The 15700-nt window shown below is 66.5% G+C and carries 14 protein-coding genes; 11 read left to right on the top strand and 3 right to left on the bottom strand.

The window, feature by feature from the left end; all coding sequences use genetic code 11:
• Positions 1 to 4 precede the first annotated feature (4 nt).
• The 3 genes from AC5P8F_RS11700 to AC5P8F_RS11690 all read left to right on the top strand — a co-directional run bounded on the left by AC5P8F_RS11700 (position 5) and on the right by AC5P8F_RS11690 (position 2960).
• Complete coding sequence (locus AC5P8F_RS11700; RefSeq protein WP_014646782.1) at positions 5 to 619, top strand: inorganic diphosphatase; 615 nt, start codon at positions 5 to 7, stop codon at positions 617 to 619.
• An 89-nt stretch (positions 620 to 708) separates the two neighbouring features.
• On the top strand, positions 709 to 2124 hold the full coding sequence (locus tag AC5P8F_RS11695; RefSeq protein ID WP_032959146.1) for a cryptochrome/photolyase family protein: 1416 nt from the start codon (positions 709 to 711) through the stop codon (positions 2122 to 2124).
• A gap of 140 nt (positions 2125 to 2264) precedes the next feature.
• Positions 2265 to 2960 carry a YiaD family glycine zipper/OmpA-like lipoprotein gene (locus AC5P8F_RS11690; protein ID WP_014646784.1) on the top strand — a complete coding sequence of 232 codons (696 nt, stop codon included), beginning with the start codon at positions 2265 to 2267 and terminating at the stop codon, positions 2958 to 2960.
• A 398-nt stretch (positions 2961 to 3358) separates the two neighbouring features.
• On the opposite strand, the gene AC5P8F_RS11685 is transcribed toward AC5P8F_RS11690, so the two are convergent.
• Positions 3359 to 4390: a LysR family transcriptional regulator gene (locus tag AC5P8F_RS11685; protein WP_032959145.1), complete on the bottom strand. Its 1032-nt coding sequence runs from the start codon at positions 4388 to 4390 to the stop codon at positions 3359 to 3361.
• A gap of 147 nt (positions 4391 to 4537) precedes the next feature.
• Here AC5P8F_RS11685 and AC5P8F_RS11680 point away from each other — a divergent pair, with 147 nt between their 5' ends.
• The 6 genes from AC5P8F_RS11680 to AC5P8F_RS11655 all read left to right on the top strand — a co-directional run bounded on the left by AC5P8F_RS11680 (position 4538) and on the right by AC5P8F_RS11655 (position 12362).
• Positions 4538 to 4765 carry a hypothetical protein gene (locus AC5P8F_RS11680; protein WP_041863314.1) on the top strand — a complete coding sequence of 76 codons (228 nt, stop codon included), beginning with the start codon at positions 4538 to 4540 and terminating at the stop codon, positions 4763 to 4765.
• Positions 4762 to 5532, top strand: a complete 771-nt coding sequence (locus AC5P8F_RS11675) for an SDR family NAD(P)-dependent oxidoreductase (protein ID WP_014646786.1) — start codon at positions 4762 to 4764, stop codon at positions 5530 to 5532. The genes AC5P8F_RS11680 and AC5P8F_RS11675 overlap by 4 nt, the downstream gene beginning before the upstream one ends.
• Before the next feature lie 91 nt (positions 5533 to 5623).
• The gene (locus AC5P8F_RS11670; RefSeq protein WP_014646787.1) at positions 5624 to 6847 is read left to right on the top strand and encodes an efflux RND transporter periplasmic adaptor subunit; all 1224 of its coding nucleotides are present in this window, start codon (positions 5624 to 5626) and stop codon (positions 6845 to 6847) included.
• A gap of 127 nt (positions 6848 to 6974) precedes the next feature.
• Positions 6975 to 10145, top strand: coding sequence for an efflux RND transporter permease subunit (locus AC5P8F_RS11665; protein WP_495228222.1), 3171 nt, complete (start codon positions 6975 to 6977; stop codon positions 10143 to 10145).
• Positions 10146 to 10209: 64 nt separating this feature from the next.
• The gene (locus AC5P8F_RS11660; protein ID WP_049439198.1) at positions 10210 to 10947 is read left to right on the top strand and encodes an SDR family oxidoreductase; all 738 of its coding nucleotides are present in this window, start codon (positions 10210 to 10212) and stop codon (positions 10945 to 10947) included.
• A complete protein-coding gene (locus AC5P8F_RS11655; protein WP_014646790.1) occupies positions 10941 to 12362 on the top strand; it encodes an efflux transporter outer membrane subunit in 1422 nt (473 codons plus the stop codon). The genes AC5P8F_RS11660 and AC5P8F_RS11655 overlap by 7 nt, the downstream gene beginning before the upstream one ends.
• A 41-nt stretch (positions 12363 to 12403) precedes the next feature.
• Here the strand turns inward: AC5P8F_RS11655 and AC5P8F_RS11650 are convergent, their stop codons facing one another.
• Positions 12404 to 12781: a VOC family protein gene (locus AC5P8F_RS11650; RefSeq protein ID WP_014646791.1), complete on the bottom strand. Its 378-nt coding sequence runs from the start codon at positions 12779 to 12781 to the stop codon at positions 12404 to 12406.
• Positions 12782 to 12921: 140 nt separating this feature from the next.
• On the opposite strand from AC5P8F_RS11650, the gene AC5P8F_RS11645 reads away from it, so the two are divergent.
• Positions 12922 to 13185 (top strand): hypothetical protein, encoded by a 264-nt coding sequence (locus AC5P8F_RS11645; RefSeq protein WP_032959134.1) that lies wholly within the window; start codon positions 12922 to 12924, stop codon positions 13183 to 13185.
• 19 nt (positions 13186 to 13204) lie between these two features.
• Here the strand turns inward: AC5P8F_RS11645 and AC5P8F_RS11640 are convergent, their stop codons facing one another.
• Positions 13205 to 14062, bottom strand: coding sequence for an endonuclease/exonuclease/phosphatase family protein (locus tag AC5P8F_RS11640; protein ID WP_032959133.1), 858 nt, complete (start codon positions 14060 to 14062; stop codon positions 13205 to 13207).
• Between the two features lie 400 nt (positions 14063 to 14462).
• Here AC5P8F_RS11640 and AC5P8F_RS11635 point away from each other — a divergent pair, with 400 nt between their 5' ends.
• On the top strand, positions 14463 to 15689 hold the full coding sequence (locus AC5P8F_RS11635; RefSeq protein WP_329768636.1) for a cytochrome P450: 1227 nt from the start codon (positions 14463 to 14465) through the stop codon (positions 15687 to 15689).
• Positions 15690 to 15700 lie beyond the last annotated feature (11 nt).

The following is a 15700-nucleotide window of genomic DNA, read 5'->3' as shown; positions in this document are numbered from 1 at the left end:
GCCGATGACCACACCCCGCCGCATCATTCCATTGGCTGCCATCGGCGCGTCCCTGCTGTTGCTGGCCAGTGCGGTAACCGCCGCCGATACCGTGCTGCATCCCTTCCTGGTCGCCCAGCCGGCGCAGGCCCCGCAGGAGGTGAACCTGGCGGTGGAGATCCCGGCCGGCAGCTTCACCAAGTACGAGATCAAGGAAGACGGCCTGGTGCACGTGGACCGCTTCCAGTCGATGCCGGTCGCCTATCCGGCCAACTACGGCTCGATGCCGCGCACCCTGGCCGGCGACAACGATCCGCTGGATGCACTGGTGTTGACCCGCGAACCGCTGCATCCGGGCGTGATCGTGCGTTTCCGGCCGATCGGTTACCTGAAGATGATCGATGGCGGCGAGCACGACGAGAAGATCATCGGGGTGCCGACCGACAAGGTCGACCCGACCTACGCCAGTATCCGGGACCTGGCGGACCTGCCGGAGGCCGAACGGCAGCGGATCGAAGCGTTCTTCCGCGTCTACAAGGACCTGCCGGCCGGGCGCAACCCGGTGCAGCTAAATGGCTGGGGCAACGCCGCCGAGGCACGGTCAGTGATCCGCGAGGCCATGCAGCGGTTCAAGCGCTAGAACCCCGCCGTGGGTGGGTGGCCGGACGCGCGCATCACCTTCACCGCCCCTGGCTATCATGTCCGCCTTCCACAACGAAGGCGGTGCATGTGTCGGTAGCGTTGGTATGGTTCCGCCGTGATCTGCGGCTGCAGGACAATCCGGCCCTGCAGGCCGCGCTGGATGCGGGTCACGACGTGGTGCCGGTCTATCTCCACGCGCCGCACGAGGAAGGCGAGTGGGTGCCTGGCGCGGCCTCCGATGCGTGGCGCCACCGTTCACTGGGTGCCTTGGACGCCGACCTGCGCACGCGCGGTTCATCGCTGGTGCTGCGTAGTGGTGACAGCCTGCCGGCCCTGCAGTTGCTGATCGGGCAGACCGGCGCCGAGGCGGTGTACTGGAACCGCAAGTACGAGCCGGCCACCCAGGCACGCGACGCCACCATCAAACGCACGCTGCGCGAGCAGGGCATCGACGCACAGAGCTGCAATGGCAGCCTGTTGTTCGAGCCCTGGGACATCGCGACACAGCAGGGTCAGCCGTACAAGGTGTTCACTCCGTACTGGCGCAACGTACTCAGTCATTGGCGCCTGCCGACGCTGAGTGCCGCGCCGAAGGCACTGACCGCGCACTCGGTCGACGGCCTCGCATTGGACGAGCTGCGGCTGGCGCCCACGCTGGACTGGGATTCCGGCTTCTGGGAGCACTGGCAGCCGGGCGAGGCCGGCGCGCTGGAGGCGTTGTCCGTGTTCGAGGACGGCGCGTTGCGCGGTTACCGCGAGCAGCGTGACCTGCCGGACCGGGTCGGCACCTCGCGGCTGTCGCCGCATCTGCATTTCGGCGAGATCGCACCGTGGCGCATCGCGCATGCGCTGGAGAGATTGCGCAGTGCCGGCACTGATGCCGACATCGACGGCTATCTGCGCCAACTGGGTTGGCGCGATTTCGCCTACCACCTGTTGCATCACTTCCCGAAGACGCCGACCGACAACCTCAATCCGCGTTTCGACCGCTTCCCTTGGGCCACGCCCACTGCAGCGCAACTGCATGACTGGCAGCGCGGCAACACCGGCGTGCCGATCGTCGATGCGGGCCTGCGCGAGCTGTGGCACACCGGTTACATGCACAACCGGGTACGGATGATTGTTGCCAGCTACCTGTGCAAGCACCTGCGTGCGCACTGGCTGCAGGGCGCGCGCTGGTTCTGGGACACCCTGGTCGATGCCGACCTGGCCAACAACACGATGGGCTGGCAGTGGGTGGCAGGCACCGGCGCCGACGCGGCCCCGTACTTCCGGGTGTTCAACCCGGTCACCCAGGCGGAGAAGTTCGACCCGCAGGCGCGCTACATCAGCCGCTGGGTGCCCGAACTGGCGGCGCTGCCGGTGAAAGCGCGCTTCGCGCCGTGGCAGCATCCGCTGCTGCTGGCGGCGCATGCCCCGGGCTATCCGCGTACGCCGCTGGTGGATCTGGCCGCCGGCCGCGATGCTGCGCTGGCCGCCTACCGGCAGACGGGGGCTGGGTAAAGCGCGGGCTGAGCGTTCCAGTCAGTTAGCTGAACGCGGCCCTGTTGCCGCGACCGATCATCATCCCGACATCGCATCGGGCTGTTTATTCTCTCTGCGCCCGTAAGCCGCCGACCCGACCGGAAAACAAGGAGAACCACATGATCCGCAACACCACCCGCAACGTCGCACTGGCCCTGATGAGTGCGGCCGTCCTGTCGGCCTGCGCCACCGGCGGCTCCTATGTGCAGAGCGACCAGTACGGCAACCCGACCGAACAGCAGAACCGTACCGGCCGCAACGCGCTGATCGGTACCGCCATCGGTGTGGCTGCCGGCCTGCTGACCGGTGACAGCGCCACCGAGCGGCGCCAGCACGCGCTGATCGGTGCCGGTATCGGTGCGCTCAGCGGCGCCGCCGTCGGCCAGTACCAGGATCGCCAGGAACGCGCGCTGCGCGAGCGCACCGCCAACACCGGCATCGATGTGCAGCGCCAGGGCGACAACATCATGCTGAACCTGCCGGATGGCATCACCTTCGACTTCGGCAAGGCCACCCTGAAGCCGCAGTTCTACGGCTCGCTCAACGGTGTGGCCGGTACGCTGCGCGAGTACAACCAGACCATGATCGAAGTGGTGGGCCACACCGACAGCATCGGCAGCGACGCGGTCAACAACCGCCTGTCGAAGGAACGCGCCGATTCGGTGGCGCAGTACCTGATCGGCCAAGGCGTGCAGAGCGTGCGCATCGAAACGCTGGGGGCCGGCAAGTCGTATCCGATTGCCGACAACAGCACCGATGCCGGCCGTGCCAAGAACCGCCGCGTCGAGATCCGCGTGATTCCGCTCAAGCAATAACGCGTAGCGTTGTTGCTGTTCCGGCCTGGCCGGAACGAAAATGCCGCCCTTGCAGGCGGCATTTTCTGTAGGTGCCGAGCTTGCTCGGCACGCCGATAGCGCTTCCGGTTGCGGCTTCTCCGAACGGCGCCGACCAAGGTCGGCATCTACCGAGAGCCACGCAGCCGGAACGAAAATGCCGCCCTTGCAGGCGGCATTTTTGTGGGTGCCGAGCTTGCTCGGCACACCGACAGCGTTCCCGTTCGCGGCTTCTCCGAACGGCCCCGACCAAGGTCGGCATCTACCGGACGCCCGGCGCAGCCGGAAGGAAATGCCGCAACTCATCTCCTGGTAGATGCCGACCTTGGTCGGCGCCGTTCCAACCGCAGTCGAGCATGGCTCGACTCTACAGAAGCCGGTTACACCGCCGAGGCGGCGACCTTCTCCAGGATGCGCTTGCCGCTGCTCTCCAACGCCGCGTCTTCCTGGGCCTTCTGCTGCTGTGCCAGCTTCGCACCCGGGCACTGCGCCAGCATGTAGTTGGCGTCGAAGTTGAGCTTTTCCACCAGGAAATCGACGAACGCCCGCACCTTCGGCGAGACCAGGCGGCCACCGGCGAACACGGCGTTGAAGTCCACTTCCGGGCCGGTCCAGCCGGCCAGCACGCGCCGTACCATGCCGGACTCGACGAACGGCTTGGCCATCACATCACCGGTCAGCAGCAGGCCTTCGCCACACACCAGTGCACCATTAAGCGCAGACATGTCGTTGGCGGTCATCAGCGGGGTGACCGGGAAGTCACGCAGCTCGCCGCCGTTCTCGCCCAGCTGCCAGGTGAAGCGCGGTGAATTGCCAGTGTGATACGGCTTGCGCATCGCCAGGATGCGATGGAACTGCAGTTCTTCCGGATGCAGCGGCTCACCATAGCGCTCGATGTAGGCCGGGCTGGCGAACACCTGCGTGCGCAGGCTGCCCAGCTTGCGCGCGACCAGGTTGGAATCGGGCAGGGCGCCCACACGCAGCGCCAGATCCGCTTCGCCGGCAATCAGGTCCAGCTTCTCGTTGCCCATGTGCATGTCCAGGCGGATTTCCGGATACTGCGCATGGAACTGGCCCAGCAGCGGGGCGATCCAGGTGATGCCGATCGAATAGGGCACGGTGAAGCGCAGCCAGCCGCGCGGGCCGGACTGCAACTGGCTCACCGCGCTTTCGGCTTCTTCCAGCTCGCGCGCGATGCGCTGGCAATGCTCGTGGTAGATCGAGCCGGCTTCGGTCAGGCCGAGGCGGCGGGTGGTCCGGTGCAGCAGCCGCGCGCCCAGGCGCGTTTCCAGCTCCTGCACTTTGCGGCTGACCGTGGTCTTGGGCAGGCCGAGCGATTTGGCAGCGGCAATGAAACTGCCTTGCTCGACCACCTTGACGAAGATCAGCGTCTCGTTGAGATCGTGGGACATGGTCGGGGATCCTGGACGTCGGGGATGGGCCAATCGTGACAGAACGATTGGACCGGGAGCGGGATGATTATTCCCCTTAATCAGGACTAATCAAGTAAAGGTTTGAGGTCTATCGTGGCGCCATTCGTGAAATGGAGCCCCCTCGCCATGAGCCTGCGCAACATTCTTGCCCGCTTCCGGCATGTCGGCCAGAACACCCTGGACCTGGCGATGACCGTCGAAGCCCGTCCGAGTTCCTTGGTACACAAGGACTTTCGTGAGTTTACCGCGCCCATGCGTCAGCAGCGTGGCGGTGCCATCCGCCTGGCCCCGCACAAGGGTGACCGGCTGCGCCGGATCGGGACTATCCCGGATTTGGGAGGAAATGTCCCGTGAATGGGATACTGACGCCCGAAGTCCTGGTCCTCGGCGGCACCGGTGCCGTCGGCCAGGGCGTGGTCGGCGCATTGCTGGAAGCCGGCAGCCCGGTGCTGGTGGTTGGCCGCGACCCGGGTCGGCTGGCGGCGCTGCATGAGCAGTTCGCCGACGAGCCCGGCCTGGAGACGCTGCTGGGCTCGCTCAGCGATGACGGCTCGGCACGTGCCTTGGCCGAACGCATCGCGCAGCGCCCGCGTCCGCTGGCGGCGGTCATCGCCGCAATGGGTGGCCCCTACCGTCGCGGCCGGGTGACCGACCGCAATGGCGATGAGCTGTTGGGGGCGATGCAGGCCGACCTGATGCCGCACGTGCACGCGGTGCGTCACCTGCTGCCACTGCTGCAGGACAACGTGCATGCACGCCGCTACGTGATGATCGGCAGCCCCGCCAACGCCAAGCCCTGGGCGGGCTACGGCGAGACCTCGATCACCACCGCCGCGCTGCGCATGTACGCGCAGGTGGTGCACCAGGAAGCGCAGGCACTGGGTGTGCGCGCGCAGATGCTGGAAGTCTGCAGTCCGGTGTGCACCCCGGCCAACGCGGCCAATGCGTGCATCGAGTGGCCAAGCTCGTTGCTGGTCGGTCGTCGTGTGGTCTCCCTGCTGGACGGCTGCCGCGACAACCGCGCCATCGTCCGCTGCGACAGCAGCGATGCCGAACTGCCGCGCGGCCTGCTGCACCTGGATGTCCCTCCACTGTGGCGCGATACCGCGGGCATCGCTTGACCTCGACCATGGTTGAGGTCGCAGTATGCGCCGCCGATTTTTGCAACACGTTCTCATATAGCTGTACCACCCCTCCGTACGGATGCATGCCATGACTTCCCCCAATACCACCCCACATCGTTTCGGCCATCGCATCGCGATGGTCGGCGTGTCGATCCTCGCCGCGGCCGTGCTTGCGGCCTGCAGCGGCGGCCATGCCGAAGAGGCCGGTGCTCCGCCGCCGCCGCAGGTCAGCGCCGCGCCGGTGCTGGTCAAGCAGGTCAGCCAGTGGGACGAGTTCAGCGGCCGCGTCGAAGCGGTGCAGAGCGTTGAACTGCGCCCGCGCGTGTCCGGCTACATCGACAAGGTCAACTACGTCGAAGGCCAGGAAGTGAAGAAGGGCGAAGTGCTCTTCACCATCGACGCGCGCAGCTACCAGGCCGAGTACGATCGCGCGGCCGCCGAGCTGGCCCGCGCCCGCACCCAGGCCACGCTGGCCCGCAGCGAGTCCGAGCGTGCCAAGCGGCTGTCCGAGCAGCAGGCGATCTCCACCGAGACCGCCGAGCAGCGCCGCGCGGCTGCCGACCAGTCCGGCGCCGCCGTGCAGGCCGCGCAGGCGGCGCTGGATGCAGCCCGCCTCAACCTGGAGTTCACCAAGGTGCGTGCACCGATCGATGGCCGTGCCGGCCGCGCGATGGTCACCGCCGGCAACCTGGTCACCGCCGGCGACAGCGCCAGCGTGCTGACCACGCTGGTCTCGCTGGATACCGTGTTCGTCTACTTCGATGCCGACGAAAGCACCTTCCTGCGCTATGCACAGATGGCACGCAAGGGCGAGCGCCCCAGCGAGCGTGACAGCGCGCTGCCGGTGAAGGTCGGCCTGTCCGGCGAAGAGGGCTACCCGCATGCGGGCAAGGTCGACTTCCTCGACAACCAGGTGGCCCGCAGCACCGGCACCATCCGCGTCCGTGCGCTGCTGGACAACGCCGACCGCCAGTTCACGCCGGGCCTGTTCGCCCGCGTGCAGCTGCTTGGCAGCGGCCAGTTCCAGGCCATGCTGATCGATGACAAGGCCGTGCTGACCGACCAGGACCGCAAGTACGTCTACGTGGTAGACAAGGATGGCAAGGCCCAGCGCCGCGACATCCAGCTCGGCCGCACCGCCGACGGCCTGCGCATTGTCGAGCACGGCCTTGCCGCCGGCGACAAGGTGATCATCGACGGCGTGCAGAAGGTCTTCATGCCGGGCATGCCGGTGCAGGCCAAGGCCGTGGCGATGCAGCCGCAGGCTGCGCCGGCACCGGGCCGCGATGCCACCGCCGCCCTGAACCACTGATCCGCCGGCTCCTGATCCGCGTCCCCGCTTAGCTGCCGGCGCCAGCGGCAGCCTTCCCTGCCTTCGTCATCCCGGCGAGGGGCAGGGTGGCTGTTGCCCGCCGGACGCCTTTCCCAGGAATTCCTCCATGGACTTTTCCCGTTTCTTCATCGACAGGCCGATCTTCGCGGCGGTGCTGTCGATCGTGATCTTCGCCGCAGGCCTGATCACGATTCCAATCCTGCCGATCAGCGAGTACCCCGAAGTGGTGCCGCCGTCGGTGGTCGTGCGCACGGTGTATCCGGGCGCCAACCCCAAGGTCATTGCCGAGACCGTCGCCACGCCGCTTGAAGAAGCGATCAACGGCGTCGAAGGCATGATGTACCTGAAGTCGGTTGCCGGCTCGGACGGCGTGCTGCAGATGACCGTCACCTTCCGCCCCGGTACCGATCCGGACGCGGCGGCGGTGATGGTGCAGAACCGCGTGGCGCAGGCGCAGGCGCGCCTGCCCGAGGACGTGCGCCGGCAGGGCGTGACTACGCAGAAGCAGTCGCCAACCTTCCTGATGGTGGTGCACCTGACCTCGCCGCAAGGCAAGTACGACACCCTGTACCTGCGCAACTACGCCCGCCTGCACGTCAAGGATGCGCTGGCGCGTATTCCGGGCGTGGGTGACGCGCAGATCTTCGGTGGCGGCGACTACGCCATGCGTGCCTGGCTGGACCCGGACAAGGTGGCTTCGCGTGGCCTGACCGCCAGCGACGTGGTGCGTGCCATGCGCGAGCAGAACGTGCAGGTTTCGGCGGGCCAGCTCGGCGCCGAACCGTTGCCGAACAGCCAGTTCCTGACCCTGATCAACGCCCAGGGCCGCCTGAAGAGCGAAAAGGAATTCGGCGACATCGTGCTCAAGAGCGGCACCGATGGCGAGATCGTGCGCCTGGCCGACGTGGCCCGCCTTGAACTGGGTGCCGGTGACTACACCCTGCGCTCGCAGCTGGATGGCAAGAACGCGGTCGGTATCGGTATCTTCCAGTCGCCCGGTGCGAATGCGCTGGAGATTCGTGACCAGGTCATCTCGACGATGGACGAGATGCAGAAGACCATGCCGGCCGACGTGAAGTACGAAGCGGTGTATGACACCACCATCTTCGTGCGCGACTCGATCAAGGCCGTGGTCTCCACGCTGCTGGAAGCCATCGCCCTGGTGGTGCTGGTGGTGATCCTGTTCCTGCAGACCTGGCGTGCCTCGATCATCCCGTTGATCGCGGTGCCGGTGTCGGTGGTGGGTACCTTCGCCGCGCTGTACCTGCTGGGCTTCTCGATCAACACGCTGAGCCTGTTCGGCCTGGTGCTGGCGATCGGCATCGTGGTCGACGACGCGATCGTGGTGGTGGAGAACGTCGAGCGCAACATCGAGGAAGGCCTGTCACCCACCGCTGCGGCCCACCAGGCCATGCGTGAAGTGTCCGGCCCGATCGTGGCGATCGCGCTGGTGCTGTGTGCCGTGTTTGTGCCGATGGCCTTCCTGTCCGGCGTCACCGGCCAGTTCTACAAGCAGTTCGCAGTCACCATCGCCATCTCCACGGTGATCTCGGCGATCAACTCGCTGACCCTGTCGCCGGCCCTGGCCGCGCGTCTGCTGAAAGCCCATGGTGCTCCGAAGGATGCGCCGAGCCGCCTGATCGACCGCCTGTTCGGCTGGGTGTTCCGTCCGTTCAACCGCTTCTTCAAGTCCAGCTCGGAGAAGTACGAGCGTGGCGTGGCCCGCATCCTCGGCCGTCGTGGCGCGGTGTTCGTGGTCTACGCGATCCTGCTGGTCGGTACCGGCGTGATCTTCAAGCTGGTGCCGCCGGGCTTCATCCCGACCCAGGACAAGCTGTACCTGATCGCCGGTGTAAAGCTGCCGGAAGGTTCGTCGATCGCGCGCACCGATGAAATGCTGCGCAAGGTCGCCAAGATCGCCCAGGAAACCGATGGCGTGGCCCACACCATCTCGTTCCCGGGTCTGAACGCGCTGCAGTTCACCAACACGCCGAACACCGGTGTGGCGTTCATCCCGCTCAAGCCGTTCGCCGAGCGCCATGGCCGCACCGCCGCACAGATCAATGCCGAGATCAACCAGAAGATCGCCGGCCTGCAGGAAGGCTTCGCGTTCGCGATGATGCCGCCGCCGATCCTCGGCCTGGGCAACGGCAACGGCTACCAGATGTTCATCGAGGACCGTGGCAACCTGGGTTACGGCGCGCTGCAGAATGCGGTGCAGGCAATGCAGGGCACCGTTGCGCAGACGCCGGGCATGGCCTTCCCGATCAGCAGCTACCAGGCCAACGTGCCGCAGCTGGATGCCGAAGTGGACCGCGTCAAGGCCAAGGCGCAGGGCGTGCAGCTCACCGAGCTGTTCGACACCCTGCAGACCTACCTCGGTTCGGCCTACGTCAACGACTTCAACCAGTTCGGCCGTACCTGGCAGGTGATCGCCCAGGCCGACGGTCCGTTCCGCGAGACGGTCGAGGACATCGGCAAGCTGCGTACCCGCAACGACCGCGGCGAAATGGTGCCGATCGGTTCGATGGTCACCATCAAGCAGACCTTCGGCCCGGACCCGGTGCTGCGCTTCAATGGCTATCCGGCAGCAGACCTGGCCGGTGAGGCTGACCCGCGCCTGCTGTCGTCGGCCGAGGCGATGAACAAGCTGACCGAGATCGCCGGCAAGGTGCTGCCGGTGGGCATGACCACCGAATGGACCGACCTGAGCTACCAGCAGGCGACCCAGGGCAAGGCGGCCTTCATCGTGTTCCCGGTGGCGATCATGCTGGCCTTCCTGGTGTTGGCCGCGCTGTACGAGAGCTGGTCGCTGCCGCTGGCGGTGATCCTGATCGTGCCGATGACCCTGCTGTCCGCGCTGTTCGGCGTGTGGCTGACCGGTGGCGACAACAACGTGTTCGTGCAGGTCGGCCTGGTGGTGCTGATGGGCCTGGCGTGCAAGAACGCGATCCTGATCGTCGAATTCGCCAGAGAGCTGGAGATGGGCGGCAAGGGCATCGTTGAAGCCGCGCTGGAAGCCTGCCGCCTGCGTCTGCGCCCGATCGTGATGACCTCCATCGCCTTCATCGCCGGTACCGTGCCGCTGGTGCTGTCGCACGGCGCGGGTGCCGAGGTGCGCTCGGTGACCGGTATCACCGTGTTCGCCGGCATGCTGGGCGTGACCCTGTTCGGCCTGTTCCTCACCCCGGTGTTCTACGTGGCCCTGCGCAAGTTCGTCACCCGCAACGGCGGTGGCCAGCTGGTGCAGCACGGCGAGCCGACCATCCACCACTGACATGGAACCCCGTCGCCGCCGGTCACTGGCCGGCGGCGGCTTTCCACCCACAAGGCATGCATCCATGAATACCCATCAGAACAAGATCGCGCTGGTCACCGGCGCCACCCGTGGCATCGGCCTGGAAACCGTGCGCCAGCTGGCCCAGGCAGGTGTGCATACGCTGCTGGCCGGTCGCAAGCGCGATACGGCGGTGGAGCTGGCACTGAAGCTGCAGGCTGAAGGCCTGCCGGTCGAAGCCCTGCAACTGGACGTGACCGACGCGGCCAGCATCGCCGAAGCGGTCGAGCAGGTGCGCCAGCGTCACGGCCGCCTCGACATCCTGGTCAACAATGCCGGCATCATGATCGAGAACCCGGCGCAGGCGCCGTCGGAGCAGTCGCTCGACACCTGGAAGCGTACCTTCGACACCAACGTGTATGCGCTGGTCGCAGTAACCCAGGCATTCCTGCCGCTGGTCAAGCAGGCCAAGTCCGGGCGCATCGTCAACGTGTCGAGCATGCTCGGCTCGCAGACCCTGCACGCGGATCCCTCATCGGGCATCTACCACTTCAAGATTCCCGCCTACAACGCGTCCAAGGCCGCGGTGAACAGTTGGACCCTGAGCCTGGCCTACGAGCTGCGCAACACCCCGATCAAGGTCAATACCGTGCATCCGGGTTACGTGAAGACCGACATGAACGGCGGCAACGGCGAAATCGAAATCGCCGAAGGCGCGCGCTCCAGCGTGCAGATGGCGCTGATCGGCGAATCCGGTGCCAGCGGCAGCTTCACCTACCTGGGCGAGGTGCTGCCATGGTGATCCGCACGTTGGCGATGGCCGTCTCCAGCCTGGTGCTGGCAGGCTGTGTCAGCGTCGGCCCGAACTACAAGGCCCCGGTGCAGGAACCGGTGGTCCTGCAGAGCGCACAGCAGCCGGTCTTCAGCACCGTTTCGCCGGTGGCCAGCTGGTGGGCGCAGTTCGATGATCCGGTGCTGGAACAGCTGGTGCATGGCGCCCTGTCGGACAACCTGGACCTGCGCGTGGCCGTGGCCCGCGTCAGCCAGGCCCGCGCGGTGTTCGTCGAAAGCCGTTTCGACCAGGCGCCGCACATCACCGCTGGCGGCAGCTACGACCGCCGCAAGCAACCCGATCCGCAGCTGGGTGGGCAGCGGGTGTTCAGTGAAAGCTACCAGCTCGGCTTCGACGCCGGCTGGGAGCTGGATCTGTTCGGCCGCAAGCGCCGTGCCGCTGAGGCCGCACGCGCCGACCTCGGTGCCGAGCAGGCCAACCTGGCCGATGCGCAGGTACTGGTCGCCGCCGAAGTGGCACGCAATTACTTCGAGCTGCGCGGAACGCAGAAGCGCATCGCGGTGGCCCAGCACACGCTGGAAAACCTGCGCGATACGCAGAAGCTGACCGAGGCGCGCTGGGAACTGGGCGCGGGAAGCGAGCTGGATGTGCAGAGCAGCCGCGCCCGCCTGAAGGCGATCGAGGCCGACATCCCGTTGCTGGAAGTGGCCGAGGCGCAGTCGCGCAACCGGCTGGCCGTGCTGCTCGGCCAGCGCCCGGAAGTGCTGACCGACATGCTCGCGCCGCACGACGTGCCGGCCTTCGCCAAGGCGCTGCCGCTGGGCGATACCCGCGAACTGCTGCGCCAGCGCGCCGACGTGCGCGTGGCCGAGCGTCGCCTGGCCGCTGCGACCGCACGCGTGGGCGTGGCCACCGCGGACCTGTTCCCGCGGTTGTCGCTGTCCGGCTTCGTCGGGTTCCTCGGCGGCGATGCCAGTGGCCTGGTCAATGGCAACAACAAGGCCTGGTCGCTGACCCCGTCGCTGAGCTGGGCAGCATTCGACTTCGGTACCGTGCGTGCACGCCTGCGTGCCAGCAAGGCTGAAGCCGAAGGCGTGGCCGCGCAGTACGAGCAGGCCGTGCTGCTGGCGCTGGAAGATACCGAGAACGCGCTGACCCGCTATTCCAAGCAGCAGGCACGGCTGGCGATCGTGGTCGAGCAGGCACAGGCCGCACGGCGTGCCGAATCACTGGCACAGATCCGCTATCGCGAAGGCTCGGAAGACTTCCTGACCCTGCTGGATGCGCAGCGCACGCAGTTGGCGGCCGATGACGCCCTGGCGGCGGCCGAGTCCGAAGTCAATGTCAGCGTGGTGGGCGTGTACAAGGCGCTGGGCGGCTGGGGGCAATCACCGCAGCAACCGAGCGTGGCGCAGGTGCAGTAACCGCAGGGGACGGAGGCAGTGGCTTCCGTCCCCTCCTGCTTTCAGGGCCACTGATTGGCCGGCACCTCGCGCTCGCGCATGCGCACGATGCAGAAGCGATGGCCGGTCGGTGCTTCCATCACCCACCAGCGTTTGACGAAGCCTATCCGGCGCGCGCCGAGCTTCTCCAGGCGGTCGGCCTCGGCATCGATGTCGTCGCTCTCGATGTCCAGGTGCACCCGTGACGGGTGATCGACCCGCTGGACTTCCACGTTCAAGCCCGCCGGTGCACCCAGCAGGTCGGCATACTCGGCGCCCCCTTCGACACGCGCCGCCTGTGCCTGCAGGCCGAGCGCGGCGGCCCAGAAGCCGGCACCTGCGTCGGCGGGAAGGTCCTGGCAGTCGATGATGAATCCAGCCAGCCGGCTCTGGTGGGCCATGTCCTGCTCCGCAGTTCGGGGGAGGAGGCAGGGTAACGCGATGCGTTCCGCGTACATCTTCACCTTCGTGACGTTTCTGACTCTGCCGGAATGCCGGCCCGACGTGTAACAAGTGGGTCAGGCACTCGGGAGGACAGGCGATGGCGGATGGAAGGCGGGATACCCAACGGATGTTGTTCGGCGATCCGGGTCCACCCGGTGCGGGTCTGTCAGTGGCGGTCGTGGTGCTGCTGGTGCTGGCGACGATGGCGGCGGCGGTCGGTTTCCTGCGCCTGCAGGATTCGATGTTGGGGCTGGGCCTGATTGGCGTGGCCGTGTTCCTGGCGATCGGGGCCCGCATCTGCCAGGCGCGCGACCAGCATCAGGCGCTGTATCGCCTGCTGTCGCGGCAGCCACCGCCGTAGCGGCGGCTGCCGTGGCTGCTCAGTGCCTGGGCCAGTCCAGTTCGACCACCAGCGGGAAATGATCCGATGGCAGCACGCCACCGATGCGGCGGTCATCGGTCAGGAAGCTGCGCGCATGGAAGCCGCGCACCAGGACCCAGTCCAGCTGCACGGTGGCCTTGCCGGTGAAATCGTGGAAGGTCAGCCGCGGGCCCTGCGGAGCCTTCACCTGGGTACGGGTGTCCTGCAGCACGCGGGTGAATGCCTTGTAGGTGTCGCCGCCGGGTTCGCTGTTGAAGTCGCCGGTCAGCACGACGGGCAGATCGGCCGGCAGGTTGGCCACGCGCTTGCCGATCAGTTCGGCACCCTTGACCCGCCGCGGCTCGTCTTCGTCGCGGTAGGGCAGGTGGGTGTTCATGAAGTAGAAGCGGCGGCCGTCGTCGATGCGGCGGAACAGCGCCCAGGTGACCATGCGTGGATACAGGTTGCCCCAGGTGATGCTGCCGGGCACATCGGGTGTATCGGACAACCAGAAGTTGCCTGATTCCTCGATCGCCAGCACCTTGCTGTCGTAGAACACGCCCATGTGCTCGTCGCCGCTGCCGCCGCGGCGGCCCTCGCCGAACCAACGGTAGCCGGGGAGGTGTCCTGCCAGGTACTCGGCCTGCTCCTGCACCAGTTCCTGGGTGCCGATCACCGCCGGGTGCGCATCGAGGATGACCTTCACCATCGCGTCGCGACGGTCGGGCCAGCGCTTGCCCGGCTCGGTATCGGCCGGGGTGCGCACATTGAACGACATCACCTTCAACGGCGCGGGGGCTGCGGCCCAGGCGCTGGTCGCAGGCAGGGCAAGCGCCAGCAGCGCAGACAGTACAGGGCGACGGAAACGCGACAACATCGTGGAATCCCTCCATTCCATGAAAACGGTTTCATGGAGCATCGCACGGATTGCCTGTTCATGGCTGTGCGCGCGCTGGCGGTATCCGCCGGTCGCCGCGGCGTATTCAGCAGGGCCTTGACAGCGCATTGACCCGCCCGCGCGGGCCTGCGTGCTAGAACGGCGCTGCCGGCCACTGAACCCGGCACCGCAGCAACCATCAACGGAACCACAAGGAGCTGTGCCATGACACGATTGATTCGCGCCCTGCAGGTGTCGCTGAACCTGCGTTCGGACAATTCCACGCAGTGCATCCGTTCCAAGTATCGCTACTGGAATATCTTCTGACCGGAAGGACTCCACGTATTCGATGACATCGCCAGGGAGGGTCGATGATCTTCCCTGGCATTGGAGGCAGGGCATGGATGAGCGTGCAGCGGATGCGGAAGTGGTTTCCATCGACGACCTGCTCGAACGCGTGCGTCGCGAAGGGCCGGTACTGCGCTTCAACAATGATGTCGTCGGCATCTTTGATCCGGCCCTGGCGGTCAGGATCGACAAGGCCAACACCGACCAGCACACCGTACCGGATTCACTGATTGATTTTCTCGGGCTGCGCAGTGGCAGGGACCCTGTTGCGTGGCGCGAGGTGCGGGCGTTGCTGAGCGAGCAGGCCGGGCGGCTGGCCAGTCCCGGCCACATGCGCGACCTCTACACGCGCATGCACGGCTTCCTTGCCCAGCGCGCGGACAGGCCGCATGACCTCAGCGAACTGAGCTGGTGGACGATCTCGCAGTCGCTGTTGCCGATGCTGATCGACGGCCTCAGTCGATCCGACGTCGATGCGCTCATCGGTGAGCAGAAGACCCGATACAACGCCATCGTGCTGCAGAACTTCTCGTTCTGGCGGCGGATCATCGACTTCCATCTTTCCCGCCGCGCGGCCCGCACGGTGTCGCGGCACATCCGGCGTCGTGCGCGCCAGACCGTGCCGCGCGAGGACTTCCTGCAATCCCTGCTGCCGCTGGTGCAGCGGGTCGGGGTGGACCGCCTGGCCTATCTGGTGTCGATGGTGCTGGCCGGCATGTCGGGCCTGCCGGGCATCACGGCGGCCAGCCTGCTGTACGCGATGCATCGATTTCCGCACTGGCAGGCGCGCATCCGCGAGGAAACCTCGGCGCTGAGCCTGGAGCAGTTGTATGCGCTGCCGATCAAGTCGCTGCCGTGCACGTCGCGTTTCGTCAAGGAAACCCTGCGGCTGTGGCCGGGACTGTTCGCCCTGCATCGTCCGGCCTCGCACGATATCGATATCGAGGGCGTGTGCATCCGCAAGGGCGGGGCATACGAGTTGTCGTCCTACTTCCAGCATCATTCGCCGGAGTACTGGCAGAACCCGGACAGCTTCGATCCTGATCGCTGGTTGCCGGAGCGACGCCAGGCCAACAAGGGGGCCTACGTGCCCTTCGGATTTTCCTCGCGGGCCTGCATCGGCAGTGCGGTCGGCCACGCGCAGCTGCTGCTGTTCTGCGCATTGGTGACCCGCGATTTCGAGTTGACGGTACAGGATGAGCCCACACCGTGGATGCAGCTGGAAGGCTTTGCCATTCCGGTCGATTTCATCGGTACGCTGACGCCGCGGCACGCCTGACAGCATCTGTA

Source organism: Stenotrophomonas sp. YJH_SMC_69, assembly GCF_059370495.1.
The sequence above is the reverse complement of the archived record's forward strand: the minus strand, read 5'-3'. Positions and strand labels throughout refer to the sequence as shown.